The organism is Picosynechococcus sp. NKBG15041c (assembly GCF_055380235.1).
This window is the reverse complement of record NZ_AP040363.1, coordinates 496,251-517,133: the sequence shown is the minus strand read 5'-3', so window position 1 is coordinate 517,133 and position 20,883 is coordinate 496,251. Positions and strand designations below refer to the sequence as shown.

At 51.3% G+C, this 20,883-nt stretch carries 20 protein-coding genes; 8 read left to right on the top strand and 12 right to left on the bottom strand.

All coding sequences use genetic code 11. The features are described 5' to 3' along the window. Window positions 1-407: 407 nt before the first annotated feature. On the top strand, window positions 408-2,492 hold the full coding sequence (fusA, locus tag ACZ45B_RS02515) for an elongation factor G (protein ID WP_024544870.1): 2,085 nt from the start codon (window positions 408-410) through the stop codon (window positions 2,490-2,492). Between the two features lie 205 nt (window positions 2,493-2,697). Here the strand turns inward: fusA and ACZ45B_RS02510 are convergent, their stop codons facing one another. Continuing rightward, window positions 2,698-3,306 (bottom strand): HupE/UreJ family protein, encoded by a 609-nt coding sequence (locus ACZ45B_RS02510; protein ID WP_024544869.1) that lies wholly within the window; start codon window positions 3,304-3,306, stop codon window positions 2,698-2,700. 162 nt (window positions 3,307-3,468) lie between these two features. Between ACZ45B_RS02510 and gloA the strand changes: the two genes are divergently transcribed. Next, window positions 3,469-3,864: a lactoylglutathione lyase gene (gloA, locus tag ACZ45B_RS02505; protein ID WP_024544868.1), complete on the top strand. Its 396-nt coding sequence runs from the start codon at window positions 3,469-3,471 to the stop codon at window positions 3,862-3,864. Between the two features lie 107 nt (window positions 3,865-3,971). On the opposite strand, the gene ACZ45B_RS02500 is transcribed toward gloA, so the two are convergent. Beyond that, complete coding sequence (locus tag ACZ45B_RS02500; protein WP_024544867.1) at window positions 3,972-4,901, bottom strand: putative selenate ABC transporter substrate-binding protein; 930 nt, start codon at window positions 4,899-4,901, stop codon at window positions 3,972-3,974. A gap of 77 nt (window positions 4,902-4,978) precedes the next feature. On the opposite strand from ACZ45B_RS02500, the gene ACZ45B_RS02495 reads away from it, so the two are divergent. Then, complete coding sequence (locus ACZ45B_RS02495) at window positions 4,979-6,613, top strand: rhomboid family protein (RefSeq protein ID WP_024544866.1); 1,635 nt, start codon at window positions 4,979-4,981, stop codon at window positions 6,611-6,613. Window positions 6,614-6,666: 53 nt separating this feature from the next. Here ACZ45B_RS02495 and ACZ45B_RS02490 read toward each other — a convergent pair whose 3' ends face one another. The 10 genes from ACZ45B_RS02490 to ACZ45B_RS02445 all read right to left on the bottom strand — a co-directional run bounded on the left by ACZ45B_RS02490 (window position 6,667) and on the right by ACZ45B_RS02445 (window position 15,247). Beyond that, window positions 6,667-6,873 carry a hypothetical protein gene (locus ACZ45B_RS02490; protein WP_038027743.1) on the bottom strand — a complete coding sequence of 69 codons (207 nt, stop codon included), beginning with the start codon at window positions 6,871-6,873 and terminating at the stop codon, window positions 6,667-6,669. A gap of 30 nt (window positions 6,874-6,903) precedes the next feature. Continuing rightward, entirely contained in the window at window positions 6,904-7,116 is a 213-nt protein-coding gene (locus tag ACZ45B_RS02485; RefSeq protein WP_464675022.1) for a ParE family toxin-like protein, read from the bottom strand. A 53-nt stretch (window positions 7,117-7,169) separates the two neighbouring features. Beyond that, window positions 7,170-7,388 (bottom strand): hypothetical protein, encoded by a 219-nt coding sequence (locus ACZ45B_RS02480; protein WP_024544865.1) that lies wholly within the window; start codon window positions 7,386-7,388, stop codon window positions 7,170-7,172. 56 nt (window positions 7,389-7,444) lie between these two features. Then, window positions 7,445-7,888: a VOC family protein gene (locus tag ACZ45B_RS02475; RefSeq protein WP_024544864.1), complete on the bottom strand. Its 444-nt coding sequence runs from the start codon at window positions 7,886-7,888 to the stop codon at window positions 7,445-7,447. 78 nt (window positions 7,889-7,966) lie between these two features. Next, entirely contained in the window at window positions 7,967-11,164 is a 3,198-nt protein-coding gene (locus tag ACZ45B_RS02470) for an efflux RND transporter permease subunit (RefSeq protein ID WP_024544863.1), read from the bottom strand. 139 nt (window positions 11,165-11,303) lie between these two features. Continuing rightward, window positions 11,304-11,702, bottom strand: coding sequence for an arsenate reductase, glutathione/glutaredoxin type (gene arsC, locus ACZ45B_RS02465; protein ID WP_024544862.1), 399 nt, complete (start codon window positions 11,700-11,702; stop codon window positions 11,304-11,306). A gap of 47 nt (window positions 11,703-11,749) precedes the next feature. Then, window positions 11,750-12,370: an arsenical resistance protein ArsH gene (arsH, locus tag ACZ45B_RS02460; RefSeq protein ID WP_024544861.1), complete on the bottom strand. Its 621-nt coding sequence runs from the start codon at window positions 12,368-12,370 to the stop codon at window positions 11,750-11,752. A 26-nt stretch (window positions 12,371-12,396) separates the two neighbouring features. Next, entirely contained in the window at window positions 12,397-13,533 is a 1,137-nt protein-coding gene (gene arsB / locus ACZ45B_RS02455; RefSeq protein ID WP_024544860.1) for an ACR3 family arsenite efflux transporter, read from the bottom strand. A 74-nt stretch (window positions 13,534-13,607) separates the two neighbouring features. After that, window positions 13,608-13,934: an ArsR/SmtB family transcription factor gene (locus ACZ45B_RS02450; RefSeq protein ID WP_024544859.1), complete on the bottom strand. Its 327-nt coding sequence runs from the start codon at window positions 13,932-13,934 to the stop codon at window positions 13,608-13,610. Between the two features lie 50 nt (window positions 13,935-13,984). Further along, a complete protein-coding gene (locus ACZ45B_RS02445; protein WP_029681646.1) occupies window positions 13,985-15,247 on the bottom strand; it encodes an efflux RND transporter periplasmic adaptor subunit in 1,263 nt (420 codons plus the stop codon). Window positions 15,248-15,412: 165 nt separating this feature from the next. Here ACZ45B_RS02445 and rseP point away from each other — a divergent pair, with 165 nt between their 5' ends. From rseP to bchD, 5 genes are all read left to right on the top strand, one after another. After that, window positions 15,413-16,504: an RIP metalloprotease RseP gene (gene rseP, locus ACZ45B_RS02440; protein ID WP_024544858.1), complete on the top strand. Its 1,092-nt coding sequence runs from the start codon at window positions 15,413-15,415 to the stop codon at window positions 16,502-16,504. Between the two features lie 48 nt (window positions 16,505-16,552). After that, window positions 16,553-16,819, top strand: a complete 267-nt coding sequence (locus ACZ45B_RS02435) for a DUF3493 domain-containing protein (RefSeq protein WP_096416432.1) — start codon at window positions 16,553-16,555, stop codon at window positions 16,817-16,819. Window positions 16,820-16,863: 44 nt separating this feature from the next. Then, window positions 16,864-17,751: a S66 peptidase family protein gene (locus ACZ45B_RS02430; RefSeq protein WP_038027769.1), complete on the top strand. Its 888-nt coding sequence runs from the start codon at window positions 16,864-16,866 to the stop codon at window positions 17,749-17,751. A gap of 83 nt (window positions 17,752-17,834) precedes the next feature. Next, window positions 17,835-18,560, top strand: a complete 726-nt coding sequence (gene tpiA / locus ACZ45B_RS02425; RefSeq protein WP_024544855.1) for a triose-phosphate isomerase — start codon at window positions 17,835-17,837, stop codon at window positions 18,558-18,560. Window positions 18,561-18,703: 143 nt separating this feature from the next. Beyond that, on the top strand, window positions 18,704-20,752 hold the full coding sequence (bchD, locus tag ACZ45B_RS02420) for a magnesium chelatase ATPase subunit D (protein ID WP_464674946.1): 2,049 nt from the start codon (window positions 18,704-18,706) through the stop codon (window positions 20,750-20,752). Window positions 20,753-20,883 lie beyond the last annotated feature (131 nt).

The window sequence follows — 20,883 nt, the reverse complement described above, 5'->3', positions numbered from 1 at the left end:
GGCAGGAAACTGAAGCGTCAGCCAGCTCAAAACACCTTAACCTCAAAAAGCTTGTCTGTTTCCCACGCCTTTAAACCCGGAGCGGATCGGTCTTTGCCCCTTTCACCTAGACCACAAGATAATTTACAATTTGTGATGTTGCGATCGTGCCCCGTAAGGATTTTAATAGACCTTGCTGTGGTGCTCGCCGTTACCGTCTCTCCGGAGCCCAGCGGCCAGTTAAAGCGCAACCAAGAGTGACACTTACTAATACATACTAACTTTTGACTGTTACACATGACCCCCTTGGTTTTGAGGGTAACCTCAAAGACCCGGAGGGCTGTCGCTGTACATTGAATCTAGTCCACAGTGATCACCCCCCAAGCAAATAGCTAGTAATTGAAATTCTATAGAGCGAACATAAATCTATGAAAGACCTGACCAAATATCGTAATATCGGTATCTTCGCTCACGTCGATGCGGGTAAAACCACCACCACCGAACGTATTCTGAAGTTAACCGGAAAAATCCACAAACTCGGTGAAGTCCATGACGGTGCCGCCACCACCGACTTTATGGAACAGGAGCAAGAACGGGGAATCACGATTCAATCCGCTGCCACCAGCTGTTTCTGGAAAGAGCACCAATTCAATATCATCGATACCCCTGGTCACGTCGATTTCACCATTGAAGTTTATCGTTCCCTGAAAGTACTTGATGGCGGCATCGGGGTTTTCTGTGGTTCCGGTGGTGTGGAACCCCAGTCTGAAACCAACTGGCGTTATGCCAATGATTCTAAAGTCGCTCGTTTGATCTACGTCAATAAGCTTGACCGAATTGGGGCAGATTTTTACAAAGTTGTCGAACAGGTCGAGAAAATTCTGGCGGCGAAGCCCCTCGTAATGACTCTACCCATCGGGACAGAAAATGATTTTGTCGGTGTGGTTGATGTTCTCAATCGCCAAGCTTGGATCTGGGATGACTCTGGTAACCCTGATAACTATGAAATCCAAGATGTCCCCGCTGATATGGTGGACAAGGTAGAAGAGTACCGCGAAGCGCTGATCGAGACTGCGGTTGAACAAGATGATGCGCTGATGGAAAAATACCTCGAAGGCGAAGAGCTGACCATCGACGAGATCAAGGCTTGTATCCGTAAGGGAACCCGTGATCTGGCCTTCTTCCCCACCTACTGTGGTTCTTCCTTTAAGAATAAAGGGGTGCAACTCGTCCTCGATGGCGTTGTGGACTACCTGCCTAACCCCACAGAGGTAAATCCCCAGCCAGAAACCGATGAGGAAGGTAACGAAACGGGCAACTATGCGATCGTTGATCCCGAGAAGCCCCTCCGCGCCCTCGCATTCAAGATCATGGATGATCGTTTTGGTGCCTTGACCTTTACGCGGATTTATTCTGGGACGTTGAAAAAAGGTGACACGATCCTCAATACGGCTACGGGTAAAACTGAGCGGATCGGCCGGATGGTTGAAATGCACGCCAATTCTCGGGAAGAGATTGACACCGCCCAAGCCGGTGACATTATCGCGATCGTCGGCATGAAGAATGTCCAAACAGGTCATACCCTCTGCGACCCCAACAAGCCGGCAACCCTAGAAGCGATGGTCTTCCCGGATCCGGTAATCTCCATTGCGATCGCCCCCAAAACCAAAGGCGGCAACGAAAAAATGGGGGTTGCCCTCAGCAAGATGGTGCAAGAGGATCCCTCCTTCCAGGTGGAAACCGACCAAGAAAGCGGCGAAACCATCATTAAAGGGATGGGCGAACTCCACCTCGACATCAAAGTAGATATCCTGAAGCGGACCTATGGCGTCGAAGTGGAAGTCGGTAAACCCCAGGTTGCCTACCGCGAATCGATCACCAAGGCCGTTAACGACAGCTATACTCACAAGAAGCAGTCCGGTGGTTCTGGTCAGTTCGGGAAGATCGACTACACCATTGAGCCCGGTGAACCCGGTAGTGGTTTTGTATTCGAGTCCAAAGTTACCGGTGGTAACGTCCCCCGGGAATTCTGGCCGGCAGTTCAGAAAGGGTTTGAGCAGTCCATCGACAAGGGCGTCCTGGCTGGCTTCCCTTGTGTTGACCTGAAAGTAACCCTTAATGATGGTGGTTTCCACCCCGTTGACTCTTCGGCGATCGCCTTCGAAATTGCTGCAAAGAGCGGTTACCGTCAGACCCTACCCAAGGCGGGCCCTCAAATCCTCGAGCCGATCATGAAAGTGGATGTATTCACACCCGATGATTATGTTGGGGATGTGATCGGTGACCTCAACCGTCGCCGGGGCATGATTGAAGGCCAAGAATCTGGCGCAACCGGGATCCGCATTAAAGCCAAAGTACCTCTCAGTGAGATGTTTGGCTACATCGGCGACCTACGGACTATGACCTCTGGCCGTGGCCAATTCTCCATGGAATTCTCCCACTATGAGCCTTGTCCGAAAAACGTTGCTGATGAAGTGATCAAAGAAGCTAAGGAACGGGCTGAAGCGAAGTAAATTTGAGAATTTGCCTCCTTTTCAATCTCTATTTCCACAAGAGATTCAGGGGACGAATTCGTCTCAGACCTATGCCTTAAATCACTAACAAAGACCGATTGGCGTTCTGCCAGTCGGTTTTTTTGTCGCCAGCTCGATCGCCACAAAAAAACTCCCCGATCAGAGGAGTAACATTAATCTCTATTCGCTTGGGAATCGGCAGGGTCTAAACAATGCCTTGGGCTGCTACCATCACCCCAGCCAGAACCATTAGTACACCAGCCATGCGAAAAAATTGGCTTTGTTGGCGACGGAGTGCCAAGGTTGCAACGCCCATGCCAATGAGGTGAAGAATGGCAGTGCTGCCCAAGAAGCCCAGGGCATATTGGAGTCCTTGGGCATTGGCGGGCATTTCTGCGCCGTGGGCATAGCCATGGAAGATGGCCAATGCTGCCACGATTAAACTACTCCAGACGAGGGGGAGACGAGTACCAAAGAAAATAAAGGCGCCCAACAATATGTCCGAAATGATGATCCCAACTTCAATGCCGGGCAGGGGCATCTCGACCATGCCGAGCAGGCCGCCTAAGCACATTAACCCCAAAAAGCTCAGGGGTAGAGCAATGGGCGCTTTGACGTTCTCTAGTTGTACCGCCCAAACGCCGACAGCAACCATGGCGACAACGTGATCAAGACCCCCTAGGGGATGCTGAAAGCCATGGAGAAAGCCTGCGGTTTCATGGCCACCAACGTGGGCGATCGCCGCCGAAGGGAGAGAAACAGCGAGCATCGCACCGAAGAATAATAAGGCTTGTTGAATTTGACGTTGACCCATAGCTTGACTCTGATAAAACACCTCAATTCTAGTGAAAAAGCGATCGCCGATCATCCATTACTGTGAGCAAGGGAGCATAATTGCCCTGGTTTTGGAGTGATAGTCAGTCCATTACAATATGTGTTGAATAGCAAGACGTTTAGATAGGAGAAACCCACACCCATGAAAATGCTCCACACCATGCTTCGAGTCGGCAACCTCGAAGAATCCCTCAGGTTTTATTGCGATGTCCTCGGCATGCAGCTCCTCCGCAAAAAAGACTATCCCGGTGGTAAGTTCACCCTCGCCTTTGTGGGTTACGGCGACGAAAAAGACAACACTGTCATTGAACTCACCCACAACTGGGATACTGAGAGTTACGACCTGGGCGATGGCTTTGGCCATATTGCCTTGGGCGTGGAAGATATTTATGGCACCTGTGAAAAAATCCGGAGCCTCGGTGGCAAAATTAGCCGCGAACCTGGACCCATGAAACATGGCACTACCGTGATCGCTTTTGTGGAAGACCCCAATGGTTACAAAATTGAGCTGATTGAGATGAAAAAAGCGGCGGCTTAATTTTTAGATCCTCTAAATTTCGCTTTATCAGTTCATTAAGAGGATTCTTCTAAACTCCCTTATAAACAGGGGACTACGATCACTCTCCTGTGGAGAAATTAAGGGGGTTATTGGATTTTGCCGATCTGACGGCCAACGGCTTCAATTTCGGCATAGTTATCGTTTTCGGTGGGAATAAATTGTGCAGCTCCGAACAGCTCTAAAATTTCTTGATGCTCTGGGTTGGCGGGGTCGAGATTCAAAAGGGCCTGCTGCACTTTTTCGCTAAAACCTTCTCCGTAGCGCTCATCCACCGCCGGGGAAATCACCCAATGGTAGTCAAAATAAGCAGGCGATCGCCAAATGACCTTTACTCGATTGGTGTCCACATCGCCCGCTGCAACGCGAGTATTCCACACCTGTTCGTTGACCATCCCCAGGGCATAGGTGCCAGCTTCTACCAGTTGGATCGTGGCATCATGGGAAGCCGAGAACCCCACTTCTCCTTGGAAATCATCGAGGGATACCCCCGCCTGTTCGAGAAAATATTGGGGCATTAGGCGACCGGAAGTGGAAGATTCACTGCCAAAGGTGAGGGTTTTGCCTTTGACTTGCACCAAATCAGCATCGGTGGCTAATTCACCCAAACCGCTATTAACATTAGCGATCAGCACTGAGTGGAATTCGGCGTCAATATCCCGCTGGGCGATCGCCTCGGCTCCGGGCACTTGTAATCTGGCTTGGACTCCGGTTAAACCGCCAAACCACACGAGGTCTAAATCGCCCACTTTAAAAGCAGTCACTGCGGCGAGGTAATCGGTGACAGGTCGATATTCCACGGGGATATCTAATTCAGCACTGAGATAGTCCGCTAGGAGGCCATAGAGACGCTGCAATTTTTCGGGATCTTGGTCGGGAATTGCCCCGGTGATGAGGGGCTGGACTGCGGCTGGAGTGTCACTGTTCGTGGTGCCAGAAGTTTCATTATTGGATGCAGTATTGCAACCAGATAGGCTGAGGGCAAGGAGACAAAATGCAGATAGAAGTTGTTTTTTCATGAACAGTCGCCAAAAAGCAAGCGAAAATTGATTCCCATTAAGATAGCATTGACCCCTTTTTTGGTGATGGTTCCCGTATGGCATCTGCGCTCTGGCCGCTGCTTTGGTTTTATGGCATCTCAATTTCTTGCGTAGCGTTGATTCTTCGCACCTGGCGATCGCCGCAGCCGCGTCCGGTGGGCTGGCTCTGGGTCGGGGGATTTGTGCTGTTGCTCACCTGGGGAATCAACCTTGTTTCCATGGTGGGAGCCGTAATTTGGGGCGGTAGTGCTTGGGTTTTGTTGATCTTGCTTCCGGCCCTGGGGTCACGACAGATCCAAAGTTTCATCGATCGCCAACAGTATCAAAAAGCCTACCAATGGGCGATTTATCTGCGTGTTTTACATCCCTTTGATGGCTGGTGGGAGCAGCCGGACATCATTCGAGCGCTGGTGCTGGGACAACGGGGCCAGATCAGTCAGGGTAAACAAATTCTGCGGCAATACAAAAATCACCAAAGCTTTTTAGCGCGTCAGGCGATCGCCCAATACTATGCGATGCAATTTGACTGGGAAGGTCTGCTGGGTTGGCTCCGAGCTAGGGAATTGAAGACCCTAGAACCGTTGCTCTTGGTTTATTATTGCCGCGCCTTGGGAGAAACGGGGCAACTGGCATCCCTGTTAGATTTGCTGTCTGCGCCGAGTACCCAAGCCAAGCTCACCCAGGGGGGCGATCGCCATTACTGGCACCAGGTTTTGCTTTTTGCGGCGGCCTTTTGCGGTGAAGTGAAGACCCTAGAGCAACTTCTCGCTGAAAATCTCAAACATTATCCGCCCCAGATTCGTTCGTTTTGGGGGGCGATCGCCCAGTATGCGGCGGGGAATGGGACCCAGGGCCAGGCCATTTTGCAAATGATCCAACAGGAAACTGACCCCAGTTTTCGCAATGCCGTGACCATTCGTTTACAGCATCCTCCCAGGCTTGCCCAAAAGCTGATACCAAGGGCCGCCTATCCACAATTGGTGCGTTTAAGCCGTCTTGTACAGCAAGAAAATCAGGAACGTCTTTATCAATCCCTTGTGGGAGGAGGGCCCTCCCCGATTACCAATCTTTTGGTGGTAGTGAATTGTTTGGTCTTTTTTGGGGCGATCGCCTGGGGTTTCCCGAGCAATCCTGAAGCGGTGCTCCAGGGGGGTGGCTTTATCCCCGATCAAGTGTTGCAAGGGCAATGGTGGCGATTTTTTACCGCGAATTTTATCCATGTGGGCATCGCGCATCTGCTGATGAACATGGTTACGCTTTCTCTACTAGGGCCATTCGCAGAAAAACATTTGGGGCGATCGCGCTATCTTCTCGTCTATCTTGGCAGTGGTCTTGGGGCAACAGTGACTTTGTTTGGTTTAGTATTGCTGGCCCAAAACTTTGACTATGCAACGTTTTCGGGTGTGCTGCTCTTCTTTACTCGGGAAATTCGCCACAGCTATCAAGTCTGGGTCGGGGCGTCTGGTTCGATTATGGGAATTATGGGGGCGATCGCTGTGATTTTGTGGCAAGGATGGCAACGACATCACATCGAGGCTGCAGGCCGCCAATTTCGTCTGATCTCTCTAATTATTGTGATCCAATTTATAGTAGACCTCAGTTCTCCGAATGTCAGTTTTTACAGCCACTTTCTCGGCCTTTGTTGGGGAATTTTCCTGACGCGCTGGTTGTTTTCTTCAAGACGAATTTAATCGAGCTAAAAAATTGACATCGGTTAAATTAATTAGCCATCTAAGAAACATTATCAGGCAATTTTTGTGTACTTGATTTGTCGAGCATCTAATTCTGCCTCAATTTTGTCTGCCCATTTACGCCAGCCGGAGTATTGACGAACTCCATAAAGTTTTTCCATGTTTTTGGGCAGATTGTCATCTACCGCCAAAGACTGCCGAATTCCACCATGCATCATGAGAAGGCCGCTTGTGCTGTAACTAGAAACTGACTCAATCATCTTTTTTGTCCTAGTAGTTAGATTCATTAGTTAGACTTGTGATAAAAGTCTGTCATACTCTGCATGAGAACCGATCCAAAACCAAATCATGGTGTCCCCATTTCGTTGGCCAACGGCTCTATAATTCTTATTGATGCGAGCTGAGTAGATCGGTAAGTTAGGATGAACCTGTTTAAAGCGCAGACTAGGATGGGCAGAATCTTCCTGAAACTGTTGATATGCGTGACGTGCTTGTTTTTGCACAGAATCAGGTAAATTCACAAACGCTTTACGAAATTTAGCTGTTGTTCTCGATTTCACAGCTCTTCCGGTTTTAGCACTTGAGTTTTTCCTGTTCTATATTCAGTCATTGCTTCAGATGCCAAGTCCATTAAAAGTTCTTGGGATTGAGCAAAAGCAGCATCCCACTTCGCTTCATCTTCAAGTTCTTCCATAATCAAAGTGGCGATTTCGTCTTGCCGTTCAGCATCCAAGGATTGCAGATGTTTGATTGCTTGTTCTAGAAGTTTAGTCATAAGAAAGCCATTATTCTCCACTTAGATTGTAACGAGATTATTGAGTTCATAAAAAGTCAGTGGGTTTCGGGGCGATCGCCTATTTCGGTGATTTCCTGGCCACCAAAAATCGCCTCCGGGTGGCGATACCACTTAAATTCCAGCAAATTGAAAAACGGATCTTCCAGGAAAAATGTGCGGTGTTCTGTCAGTTTCCCTGGAAAACGTAGCCTGGGGCGATCGCGAAACGTGAGTTGATGTTTTTTAGCGCGGTCTAGAACCGTCTGCCAATCCTGTTCATCGAGAAAAGTCATCCCAAAATGACGCGGATAAATCCCTTTCTGGGGGGAAATAGGCTCATCGGTGACATGGGCCACCAGTTGATGGTCAAAAAAGTTAAAAATTACCGCCCCACTATTTTCCCGGCCCACCGCACAGCCCAAGGCATCGGCATAAAACTGCTTAGCAAGGGCTGGGTCCGTGATCGGAATGGCAAGGTGAAACAGTTGGCGATCGCCCATGGCAATTTATCCAAGATTCAATCGAAGTTCAGCAGTAGCACCATTTTAGGCGGATTTTTCCTGGGAACGCTCTGGCAACTATTGCAGCACCTTCGGGGGGGTTTCCTCTTCTTTCACCACCACCGGACGGGGCTTGCGAGATTTGGGCGAAGCCAACTCATGGAGCAGCGTATAGAAGCAGGGAATGATAAAGAGGGTGAGCACCGTGGCCAAGGACAGGCCGGAGAAGACGACAATCCCTAGGGGTTGCAGAAATTCTGACCCTTCGCCAATCCCCAGGGCGAGGGGAAAGAGGCCCAAGACCGTGGTGATCGTCGTCATCAGGATTGGTCGGAGTCGTTGGGGGGCCGCTTCTAAGATAGCCGCGCGATAACTGAGGCGATCGCGTTCCCGAATCTGGTTCGCCAATTCCACCATGATGATCGCGTTATTGACCACGATCCCCACGAGGAGTACTGCCCCCACAATCACCGTCGCCCCGATCGCCGTTTGGGTGACAAACAGGCCCAAAATCCCGCCGGCCAAGGCAAGGGGAACCGTGAGCATGATCACCAGCGGGTCGATCAAAGAGTTGTATTGCACCGCCATCACCACGAACACCAGGAAGGCCGCCATGCCCCCCAGTACCTTCAGGGCCAGTTGAATTTGGCGATTGGTTTCCGCGGCGGAACTGGGTAACAAGCTCACCCCCTGGGGTAAATCGAGGCTGCTAATAATTTCATTGGCTTCCGTGAGCGCATCACTGAGGTTGACGCCTTCTGCAAGGGTCCCTTCGAGGATCAATACCTGCCGCTGGTTAATCCGTTGAATTTCCCCAGGGGCATCACCAGAGGTGATCGTCGCCAAATCTCCCAGTTGAACGGGCTGTTGGGTGCTGGTAAAGAGGGGAATGCTCCGCAGTTGAGCTGCCTGTTGAATTGTTTGGGGCTCCAGTTGGACGCGGATATCCACCAGGCGATCGCCCCGCTGCAGTTGGGTGGGCACTGCTCCATCGATAACTGTTTGGATCGTGCTGCCAATCGCCTCGGCGGAAAGCCCTAGAGAAGCAACCCGTTGCCAATCGGGGAGAATTTGCACTTCCGGTTGGGGTGGGGTTGCATCGGGTTCATAGGCAGCGAGGCTTGCTCGTTCCTCAAGAGCTGCCAATACCTGTTCGCCAGCTTGTTCTAGAGCAGCAGTGTTAGCCCCCTGAAGCGAAATATCCACATCGGCCCGGGAGGGAGAATTACTCAAAATTAAACCCCGCACCGTACCGGGGCGCATCCGAATTGAAGTCCCAATCATTTGAACTTCTTCTGCGATCAGATTGTTGACGCGACCTACGTAGGCTTGGACATTGGTATTTGGTTTTAGGGTGATGCTACTGGAGCCCTGGAGAGCGTTGTTTACGGTAGCATTCCCAAACAGTGCCCCGCCAGAAGTGGTAAAGACATATTCTGTTTCCGGTTGGGCGAGTAATATTTCTTCCACAACCTGCATAGCCTGCCGATTTTCTTCGACTGTGGTTCCCGGTGGAAAACTCGCCCGTAGTTCTGCTTGACCTGTGTTGATCCGGGGCAAAATTTCCTGGGGGAGTTGGCCCACCATCCAAAAACTACTGCCACCGAAAATGGCGATCGCCCCAGCAATGACAAACAATCTGTGGCGGAGAATCCCACCTAGAAAACGACCATAAAACTTAGTTAGGCGGTCAATAAATCCCCCAAATAACCGAATCGGAGCAGCATATTGTAGATGGCTCGACCAACGAATCGCCAGTAAGCGCGACGACAGGGCCGGTACAACTGTGAGGGCAATAATTAATGATGCCGCCACCGAAAAACTAATAGTGAGGATCAGCTCACTGAAGATCAGTGCCAGAAAGCCCCCGATGAGCAGAAATGGCAACACAGAAACAAGGTTGGTGGTGGTCGAAGCAAAGAGAGCTGATTCTAATTCTTGGCTACTTCCTTCCACCGTGCGTTGCAATAAACGGCGAGAGCGGTTGTCCTGGGTCGCTTTTTCTACACCAGTGGTGATATTTTCGAGCATGACAATGGCGTTATCCACCACAACCCCGACCCCAAGGGCCAACCCCCCCAAACTAAAGACATTGAGGGACAGATTAAAACTAGACATCAAGATAATTGCTGTCAGGGTCGCCAGGGGAATTGACAGCACAATGATCAAAGTCTGGCGCACAGAACCCAGAAAAAGCAGAACGGCGATCGCCGCCAAAATTGCCCCAGTTAAACCCGACACCGCCACGTTTTGAATTGAGCTGCGGATAAACCGAGATTCATCCAGGGTCGCAGTCATATCCATATCCGCTGGCATGGCCCCTGCATTCTGGAGCTCAGCTAACTTTGCCTTGACCCCATCGACCACCTGCACCGTATTCGCATCGGGCTGTTTCTGAACACTCACCTTCACCGCTGGTTGACCATTGAGGGTCACTACGAGGCGTTCTTCCACAGTGCCGTCGGTAATTTCTGCCACATCCTGGAGGGTAATCGTCTGGGGGTTTTCTGGTGTACCTAGGCGGACGGGAAGACTACGAATTTCATTGACATCCTGCAGTTGACCCACAAGGCGCGTGAGAGATTCCTGATTACCGCCCCTCAGCAAACCCCCGGAGGTATCTTGGTTTCGTTCCCGGATTGCATTGAGGACCGTCGGAATATCTAAACCGAGAGCCTGGAGGCGGCGTAAATCGAGATTGACTTGAATTTCTTCTTCGACACCACCAGAAATATCCACATTGGCTACCCCTGGAACACGAATCAGTTCTCTGGCTAGTTCATTCTCGGCAAAAATACGGAGATCGACAGGCGCTAACGAACTAGAAGTAAGAGCCATCTCATAAACAGGCAACTGGGATGGGTCAAACTTAAAAACCTGGGGTTGGCTGATGCTGTCGGGGAGAGAGTTGCGCGCACGATTAAGAGCTGCGGTTGTGTCGTTGAGGGCTTGATCCACATCAGCGCCGGGCTGGAAAAATAAATCAATGCTGATGCGACCTTCCCTAGTCTGGGAAAAAATTTGGGTAACGCCTTCGGTGGCTGCCAACGCTTCTTCGAGGGGACGGGTAATTTCGTTAACAGCGACTTCGGGTACTACCCCAGGGGCATCCGCCCGGACCCCAATGCGTGGGTAGGTGATCGAAGGCAGCAAATCTACTGGCATCTGGAAGATGGAATAAAGACCCATCACCACCACGGCGATCGTCAACATTAAGGTCCCGATATGACGCCGGATGGCGATGGTCGTCAAGCTGAGGTTCGATTTTGCGCTCATGGCGAATTCACCGTGGGAGAGAGAAAACAATGGGTGCTATTTGGACGTTAGGGGTTTGCTTTCGGTTCAAAATGCCGCAAAAAAAGTATTTATAAGCGTTTCTTGACATTTTTGCCCAGGCAAACCCAGGTTATTTCCCTCAAGAGCTTAACTTATTTAACAAATCCTTGACGTGCTCCTTAATTTCATCTCGTACCCGTTGGAAAACTTCCGGGGGTTGGCCATCGGGATCTTGGAGTTGCCAATCTTCAAAAATGTCGCGGGTCACCCATTCCGGCGGTAAATTGACACCGCAGCCGCAGAGGGAAACCACTGCGTCATAATCTTCGGCACTAAATTCATCCAGGGGATTCGACGTTTGGGCAGTGATATCGATGCCCGCTTCGGCCATGGCGGCGATCGCCCCCGGATGGACGCGAGAGGCTTCGAGGCCAGAACTATGGACAATCACTTTGTCGCCGCCGAGGTGCCTGGTCCAGCCTTCCGCCATTTGGGAACGGCAGGAATTTTTACGACACACAAACATAATGCGTTTCATGGGGTTGCTCCGTTATGGGATTGGATAAGTGATGCAGTGGTTAGAAATTAGGAATCTTGCGAGTCACGGGCTTTTCTTTCGCTGTGGCGATCGGTCAAATAATCGACTTTGTCCCGCAGCAGGAGGGTGAATTTATAGAGCTCTTCCATCACATCGATTACCCGGTCTCGATAGGGAGAATCTTTCATCGTGCCGTCTTCATGGAACTCCTGATAAGCTTTGGCGACGGAGGATTGGTTGGGGATCGTAAACATCCGCATCCACCGCCCCAAAATCCGCATCGTGTTCACCGTATTAAAAGACTGGGAGCCCCCGCTGACTTGCATTAGGGCGAGGGTTTTTCCTTGGGTGGGCCGGACAGAGCCGATTTCTAGAGGAATCCAGTCGATCTGATTTTTCAAGATGCCGGTGATGTTGCCATGCATTTCTGGGGAAGACCACACCTGCCCCTCTGACCATTGGGTCAGTTCTAATAATTCCTGCACTTTGGGATGGGTATTTTCTACGCGGCCCCGCAGGGGTAAATCCCTGGGATCATAGAATTTCACCTCAGCCCCAAGGTCGGTAATAATGCGGGCGGCTTCTTCCGCTAATAGGCGGCTATAGGAACGCTCCCGGAGGGAACCATAGAGAAAGAGAATCCGGGGGGGATGGTCGAAAGTAGACATTGATAACAGCTATTGAGATTGGGAAATTAGGGCTTGTAATTGAGGCAGCGGGGATCGAAAAGGGTGGCCTTTTCTGGCTCTCGGGGAAACCAAAAGGCAGTTTTTTGGCAAAATTTCACCAGCATTAACATCACAGGTACTTCGATCAAGACGCCCACCACTGTAGCCAGGGCTGCCCCAGAATCAAGGCCGAACAAGACAATGGCCGTGGCGATCGCCACCTCGAAATGATTACTGGCCCCAATGAGTGCAGCCGGGGCCGCATCTTCATAAAAAAAGCTCAGTTTTTGCGCCGCAACATAGGTGATCAGAAAAATTACGTTGGTCTGAATAAATAGGGGGATGGCGATGAGAAGAATATGCAGAGGATTGTTAACAATCAATTCCCCTTTGAGAGCAAACAACAGTAGCAGGGTGGTCAGCAGGGCAATAATCGCCACGGGATTGAGATATCTGAGAAACACAGTCTCAAACCATTCCCGCCCGCGATGGCGCAAAATCCACTGCCGACTGAGCATCCCCGCCGCCAGGGGCAACCCCACATAGATCAGCACCGAGTAAACGATGGTTTGCCAGGGCACGGTCAAGTTATTGGTTGCCAGGAGCCATTTCCCCAGGGGCGCATAGACAAAGAGCATCATCAAAGAGTTCACCGCCACCATCACGAGGGTGTGACCCTGATTGCTATAGGAGAGGTAACCCCACATCAACACCATCGCCGTACAAGGGGCAATCCCCAACAAAATGCAGCCGGCAATGTAAGAATCCGCCAAGGCAATCTCACTGCCCCGAATCAATTCTGTCGCCGACAGGAGCGGCCGGAACAAATACCCCAAAAAAAATTGGGCGAGGGCGAGCATCGTAAAGGGTTTGATCAGCCAATTAACCATCAGGGTCAAGGCTACGGGCTGCGGCGTTTGGGCCGCTTTCACTGCCTGGGAAAAATCAATTTTCACCATGATCGGGTACATCATAAAAAATAGACACACCGCGATCGGTAACGAGACGTTGTAGACGCTCATCGCATCCAAAGTTTGGGCGATCGCCGGGAAGAGACGACCCAGACCAATGCCACCGATAATGCAGAGTGCCACCCAGAGGGTGAGATATTTTTCGAAAATATTCAGCTGTCCACCAGCCTGTACCGCCTTGGGTTGAACCATGGCCAAATGTTTCCTGTGAGAACTGGACAGGAACAATATATCAAAAAAAATTGATTTGTGCTTTTTGCCTGATTTTAATCTGGGCAGGGCCGGGCGGGGAGAATCTCCCCAAAACGGCGGTAGGTGGCTAAATAGGTCTCTAGGGCGATGAATTGGGCTAAATTAAGCCGATAATAAATCCAGCGCCCATCCTGGCGGGTGAGGACTAATTCACTTTCTTTAAGAATTTTCAGGTGAAAAGACAGCTTTGATTGCTTGAGACCCAAGACATCACAGAGTTCACACACACAGAGTTCCTGGGTGCGCAGCCGTTCGAGGATCTCCAAACGGATCGGGTCGGCGATCGCCTTAAATCCTTGTAACAGAGTGGTGGTTTCGATCCGGTCTTGGGTGACAATCATGGGCACAAATAATCAAAAAAACTTGATGTTTCTAGTGTAGCCCGTAGCGATTAATTGGAAAGCAAGCTCAGGCGTACCGTCTGACCAGTCGCTAGTGGGCGATCGCTTTTGGCAATGTAGCGCTCCCCGGCACTGAGGCCGCTGAGGATTTCTACCATGCCATTGTCTTCGGGGCCAACCTGGACGGGACGAGCTTGGACGGTGGTTTCTTCTCCCTGGGTAACTGGCACAAAGAGGGTATTTTCATTGGTTCCTTCACCAATGTTCAACGCTTCCACCGGAATCATTACCGCCTCCGTGAGGGAAGGGCTCCCAATACTCACCCGGGCCAATAATCCGGTGGCGATTTTTCCTTCGGGGTTGGCGATCGCCACCTCAATCGGGATTAAGCGGGCAGCGGCATCAGCCACGGGGGAAATGCGGGTCACTTCCCCCGCAAAGTTTTCACCAGGGAAAGCATCAAGATTCACATTCACCGCTTGCCCCAAGCTGAATTGACTCAGATCCCGGTCGGAAACTTGAATTTCTACTTTGATTGTGCTGAGGTCACCGATTTCTAAAAGGGTTTGGCCCCCTTGGAGCGTATCCCCAGCTTCTGCTTGTTTACTGAGCACAACCCCGCTTTGGGGGGCAGAGATTTGCGTATAGGTAAGCCGTTCCCGGGCCTGGGCCAGGATCGCCTGTTGCGCTGTGACCCGCTGTTTTGCGGCAGAAATCGCCTGTTGTCTGGTGGTCACCTGTTCCTGGCTGGCTCGTAATACCTGGGCGGCAGTGGCCTTTTGGGTCTGGGCCACTTCGGCCTGTTGCGCGGCGATCGCCCCAGATTCAGCCAGACTTTGGAACCGCTGGGCATCGGCTTCCGCTTGCTTTAACTCAGCCCGGTTACGTTCTACCTGGGCTTTGGTTTCTGCGAGGACGGCTTCGGCTTCCCGGACTTCAAACTGGCGGGCGGCCAATTCTGCTTCGGCTTGGTTCACCTCAGTGAGGGGTAAATTTTGTTCGATGGTGGCCAATGATTGACCTTGACGCACAACATCCCCGACATCGGCATTGAGGACGAGGAGTTGTCCTTCGGCCCGCGATCGCACAACTACGGTTCTAAGGGCTCCGGTAGTCCCGGTATAGCTGGCAGTGTCAGAGTTTGTTTCTGTGCTGGCGGCGATCGCCACGTCCACTAGGGGGGGCCGCTCAGCTTGGTCTTCGTTACGGGCAGGTTGGGCGTTGGTATTTCGTTCTAGGGCGCATCCTGTCGCACCAAAGGCCAAGAGTAAGGAGGCACAGATACCGATGGGGGCTTTGATTTGCTGAGCCATGGAAGATCACCACAGAGAGGGATAGAGGAAAAGTAAAGTTTTTTGAAGGGGCTTGTCGCCGCTGATTCTAGCACTTCGAGCCGAGTTTGGTCGGTAGCCCGCCACGGATGGCGATCGCCTACAATAGCTAGAACATCAAAATTTATCGAAATACAAGAGAACGTTATGTCCGTACTGGCGGCGATCGCAGTTTTGGCACTCCTCATCGTGGTCCATGAACTTGGTCACTTCTCAGCAGCCCGACTCCAAAAGATTCATGTCAACCGTTTTTCTATCGGTTTTGGGCCGACCCTCCTGAAATACCAGGGCAAAGAAACAGAATACGCCGTGCGCGCCTTTCCCCTCGGTGGCTACGTGGGCTTTCCTGACGATGATCCAGACAGCGATATTCCCCCAGAAGACCCCGATCTTCTCCGTAACCGTCCCGTGTTTGACCGGGCAATTGTGATCAGTGCGGGCGTTATTGCCAACTTAATTTTTGCCTACTTCCTCTTAGTGGTGCAGGCCGGTACTGTCGGTTTCCAGGATATTGACTACCAGCCTGGTGTCCGCATCCCTGAAGTCCTCACCGTTGTAGATTCCCCCGCGGCCCAAGCCGGCATGCAGAGTGGTGACATTGTCCTTGGGATCAATGGCCAGGTCCTCCCCAGTGGCCAGGCTGCCCTTGAACAACTGCGGGAAGAAATCCAAAATGCAGCCAATACCGCCCTCGATCTCCAGATAAAACGGGGTGAAGATGAGCTTTCCCTGACTGTAACCCCTGATGCTGATAGTGATGGTCAAGGGCGAATCGGGGTGATGTTGGCCCCCAATGGTGAAATTGTTCGAAATCGTGCGGGGAATCCAGTCGCGGCGCTCCAGGCAGGATCTCGAGAATTTCAACGGCTTGCGAGTTTAACAGTCCAAGGGTTTGGGCAACTGATTTTTAATTTCAGCGAAACAGCCCAACAGGTGGCTGGCCCCGTGGCGATCGTCGCTGTGGGCGCAGATTTAGCCAAAGATGACCTGAGCAATTTATTTCAGTTTGGCTCCTTGATCAGCATCAACCTGGCGATTATCAACATCCTCCCCCTGCCGGCCCTCGATGGAGGTCAGTTAGCCTTTTTGCTCGTCGAAGGGATTCGCGGTAAGCCCTTGCCGATGCGTCTCCAGGAAAACATTATGCAAACGGGCCTTGTGCTCTTGTTGGGCCTTGGGGTTTTCCTCATTGTGCGCGATACGGTTAATTTGGCCTTTTTTCAGAATCTAATTCGTTAAATCAACCCAGGGGTTGGCCATGGTCAACCTCCAGCAATTGGTATAAGCATGGCACAGAAATTCACCCCCGAAAAAATGGCGCGGCTCCGGGCCGAAGCGCAAAATCCCTACCGCACCCTCCGGCAATTTGTGTATTTAAGTTTTGGTTTTTCGGGGGCTGTAGGTGGGATGATCTTTTTGTTGCAAATTGCCGCTGGTCGAGACTTACAACAGGCCATTCCAAATCTAGCGGTACAGGCTGGCGTCGTGGGGTTAATGGTTTTTCTCTGGCGTTGGGAAAATAAAAAGAAACTCGCCAGTCAGAACAAAAAATAACCTTAGTTTGGCAACATCCATCTGTCGGTTCGTAAATGAATAAATTGAGGCTGCCCCCTTGGTTACAACCGGGGGATTTATTGAAGGCGATCGCCCCCAGTGGTCGTTTGTTAGAACAGGATGCATTTTGGGCGGGGGTAGACGTTTGGCGATCGCAGGGCTATCGTGTAGAACTGACGACGGGTTGGGATGCGTGCTGGGGCTATTTGGCTGGGACGGATCAGGGAAGACGCGATGCCTTGGCCGAAGCTTGGTTTGACCCAGCATGCAAAGGCATTCTCTGTGCGCGGGGCGGCTATGGCGGCATGCGTCTGTTGGAAGATTGGGACTGGAAAATCGACTCAATGACTCCCAAATGGCTGATTGGCTTTTCAGATATCACCAGCCTGCTCTGGAGTTTAGGGACGGTGGGAATCGCCAGTCTCCATGGCCCCGTTTTAACCACTTTTGCTGCGGAGCCCGACTGGTCAAAGCAGCGTTTATTTGATTTTTTAGCCGGGAAACCGTTAGCACCACTCCAAGGGGAAGGTTGGGGCTGGGGTCAAGCAAAGGGAATCTTATTGCCAGCGAATTTAACTGTGGCCACCCACATTTTAAAAACGAAATTACAACCCGATTTTGACCAGGTAATTTTGGCCCTCGAAGATGTCACCGAAGCGCCCTATCGCATCGATCGCCTCTTAACCCAATGGCGACTAATGGGAGCATTCGAGAAAGTCAAAGGCATCGCCCTCGGTCGCTTTAGTCGCTGCGATGAGCTGGGTTCAGCGGACAGTTTTAGCGTCATGGAAGTATTGGGCGATCGCCTGAAAGAGTTGAATATTCCCATCGTTGCCCAGTTACCCTTTGGCCATGATGGAGAAAACGCCGCCTTACCCGTGGGCGTGCCCGTCATGCTCGATGGCGATCGCGGTTTACTATCCTTCCTTTAGGGCTTATCCCGCACTAGCACCGCCTCAGCAATGGGGTAAACTGGATCCCTGTGCATTGTAAGGAAAGCATTAGTAGGAAAGCCGTGCGAAAGATCATTATTGCGGGTAATTGGAAGATGTATAAGACTCAAAGCGAGTCTTTAGAATTTCTCAAAGCATTACTGCCCAAAATTGCCGACGACCATGAGGAACGAGAAGTTGTTCTCTGTACCCCCTTTACCGACCTTGGTTTAATGTCCAAAAGTCTCCACGGCACTCGAATCCGCCTCGGAGCACAGAATATTCATTGGGCCGATGAAGGTGCTTTCACTGGGGAAATTTCTGGGGCGATGCTTACGGAAATGGGCGTCCGTTATGTCATCGTCGGCCACAGCGAACGGCGGCAATATTTCGGCGAAACCGATGAAACCGTGAATCAGCGTTTGCAAGCCGCCCAGCGTCATGGTTTGACGCCCATTCTCTGCGTGGGCGAAAGCAAAGCTCAGCGAGATGCGGGCGAAACTGAAGCCGTAATTTTTGCCCAGCTGGAAAAAGATTTAGTCGATATCGATCAAAACAATCTGGTCATTGCCTACGAACCCATTTGGGCGATCGGGACTGGCGATACCTGCGATGCCACCGAAGCAAACCGTGTAATTGGCCTCATCCGCGAAAAGCTCACTAACCAGAATGTGACCATTCAATATGGCGGCTCCGTGAAACCCGAGAATGTCGATGAAATCATGGCACAACCGGAAATTGATGGAGCCTTGGTTGGGGGCGCCAGCTTAGAGGCCGAGAGCTTTGCCCGTTTAGTGAACTATGTGTAACGATTAAGCATGATTTTAGTCGGGGTTTACCTTTGGTAAATCCCCACAAGGTCGAAGGGGAAGAATCTCAAAACTGGGACTTTTTTCCTTACTTTTACAAGCACCTTTTTAAATTCTATTTTTTATAAAAATTTCCTAGATAGATGCCTACATTAACGACATCTCGTACAAGTTTTCCGTTGACTGCGGTGGTCGGTCAGGATGTAATCAAAACTGCTCTGTTACTGGGGGCTGTCGATCCAGTTCTTGGGGGGGTGGCGATCGCCGGTAAACGGGGCACAGCTAAATCCGTGATGGCGCGGGGCATTCACTCCCTTCTGCCCCCCATCGAAATTATCAAAGATAATCCCTACCACTGCGACGTTAATAACCGCAGCGACTGGGATGACCTCACCGACGCCACCTACGGTGATGTGCCGACAGAAAATATTCCCACCGAAGTCATCGCTGCACCTTTTGTGCAAATTCCCCTCGGTGTCACCGAAGATCGTCTCCTGGGTTCGGTGGATGTGGAAGCTTCTGTCCGCCAGGGGGAGCCTGTTTTTCAACCAGGGCTATTGGCCCAGGCCCACCGGGGTGTGCTGTATATCGATGAAATTAACCTCCTTGATGACCAAATCGCCAACCAACTGCTGACGGTACTCACCGAAGGACGCAACGTCATTGAACGGGAAGGCATTAGTTTTTCTCACCCCTGTCGTCCCCTGCTCATCGCCACCTATAACCCCGAGGAAGGTAATTTAAGAGAGCATTTACGCGATCGCATTGCTGTGACCCTATCCGCCGATCGCCCCCTCAGCCTCGAAGAGCGTGTTACTGCCGTAGAGCAAGTGGTGCAATATGCCACCGCCCCCAAAGATTTCCTCCAGAGCTATGAAGAAGACCTCGATGCCCTGCGTACCCAGATTATTCTCGCCCGGGAATGGCTCAAGGAAGTCAAAATCAGCACAGATCAAGTCGCATACCTTGTGAACGAAGCTGTTCGGGGCAGTGTCGAAGGTCACCGGGCAGAACTGTTTGCGGTGCGTGTCGCCATGGCAGCGGCGGCCCTGGATGGTCGTAATGTGGTGATTGCCGATGATCTACGCACGGCGGTGGAATTGGTAATTTTACCCAGGGCGACAACAATTCCCACCCCAGAAGATGAGGACATGCAGCCGCCCCCGCCGCCGCCTCCACCACAGTCCCAGGATGATCAACAAGATGAGGACGATCAGTCCCAGGATGACGAGGACCAAGATGACAAAGACGACGACCAAGATGAAGACCAGGAGGAACAGGCTGAACAGGAGCCGACCATTCCCGAGGAATTTGTCTTTGACCCAGAGGGCGTAATCCTTGACCCGAGCATTTTAGCTTTTGCCCAGATGACCCAAAATAAAGGTAATTCTGGGAAACGGGGGCTGATTTTTTCCGATGACCGGGGCCGCTATATCAAACCGATGTTACCCCGTGGCAAAGTGCGCCGCATTGCCGTGGATGCGACACTCCGGGCGGCAGCTCCCTACCAAAAAGCCCGCCGCTTAAAATACCCAGACCGTAAAGTTATTGTGGAACAGGGGGATTTGCGCTCGAAGCGGATGGCTCGCAAAGCAGGGGCCCTGATGATCTTCCTGGTGGATGCGTCGGGTTCTATGGCCTTAAACCGGATGCAGGCGGCAAAAGGTGCGGTAATGCGTCTTTTGACAGAAGCCTACGAAAACCGTGACCAAATTGCCCTGATTCCCTTCCGGGGAGAAATGGCAGAGGTGCTTTTGCCACCGACCCGTTCCATTACCCTGGCGCGAAACAGATTGGAAACGTTGCCCTGTGGTGGTGGTTCCCCCCTCTCCCATGGTCTTACCCAAGCCGTCCATATCGGCGTCAATGCTCAGATGTCTGGGGATGTGGGTGAGGTGGTTATTGTCGCCATCACCGATGGTCGAGGCAACATTCCTTTATCTCGCTCCCTCGGTGAACAACCAGAGGAAGGAGAAGAAAAGCCGGATATTAAGGAAGAACTGTTGAATATTGCCGGAAAAATCCGCGCTTCTGGCATGAAACTCTTGATTATTGACACCGAGAAGAAATTTATCTCCTCTGGTTTCGGTAAAGAATTGGCCACTAAAGCGGGCGGTAAATATTACCGTCTCCCTAAAGCGACGGATCAGGCGATCGCCGCCATGGCAAAGGGTGCAATGGCCGAAATTTAATTGCGGCAGCAAACCTTTATGGAGCGGTTGCCGCAAGGCGATCGCCTGATAATTCCCCAAGCAACTCGGAGCAAGTGAATAAATGTGGCGGTAATATTTAGCTAACACTAAACCAAGCACCCTTATTTAGC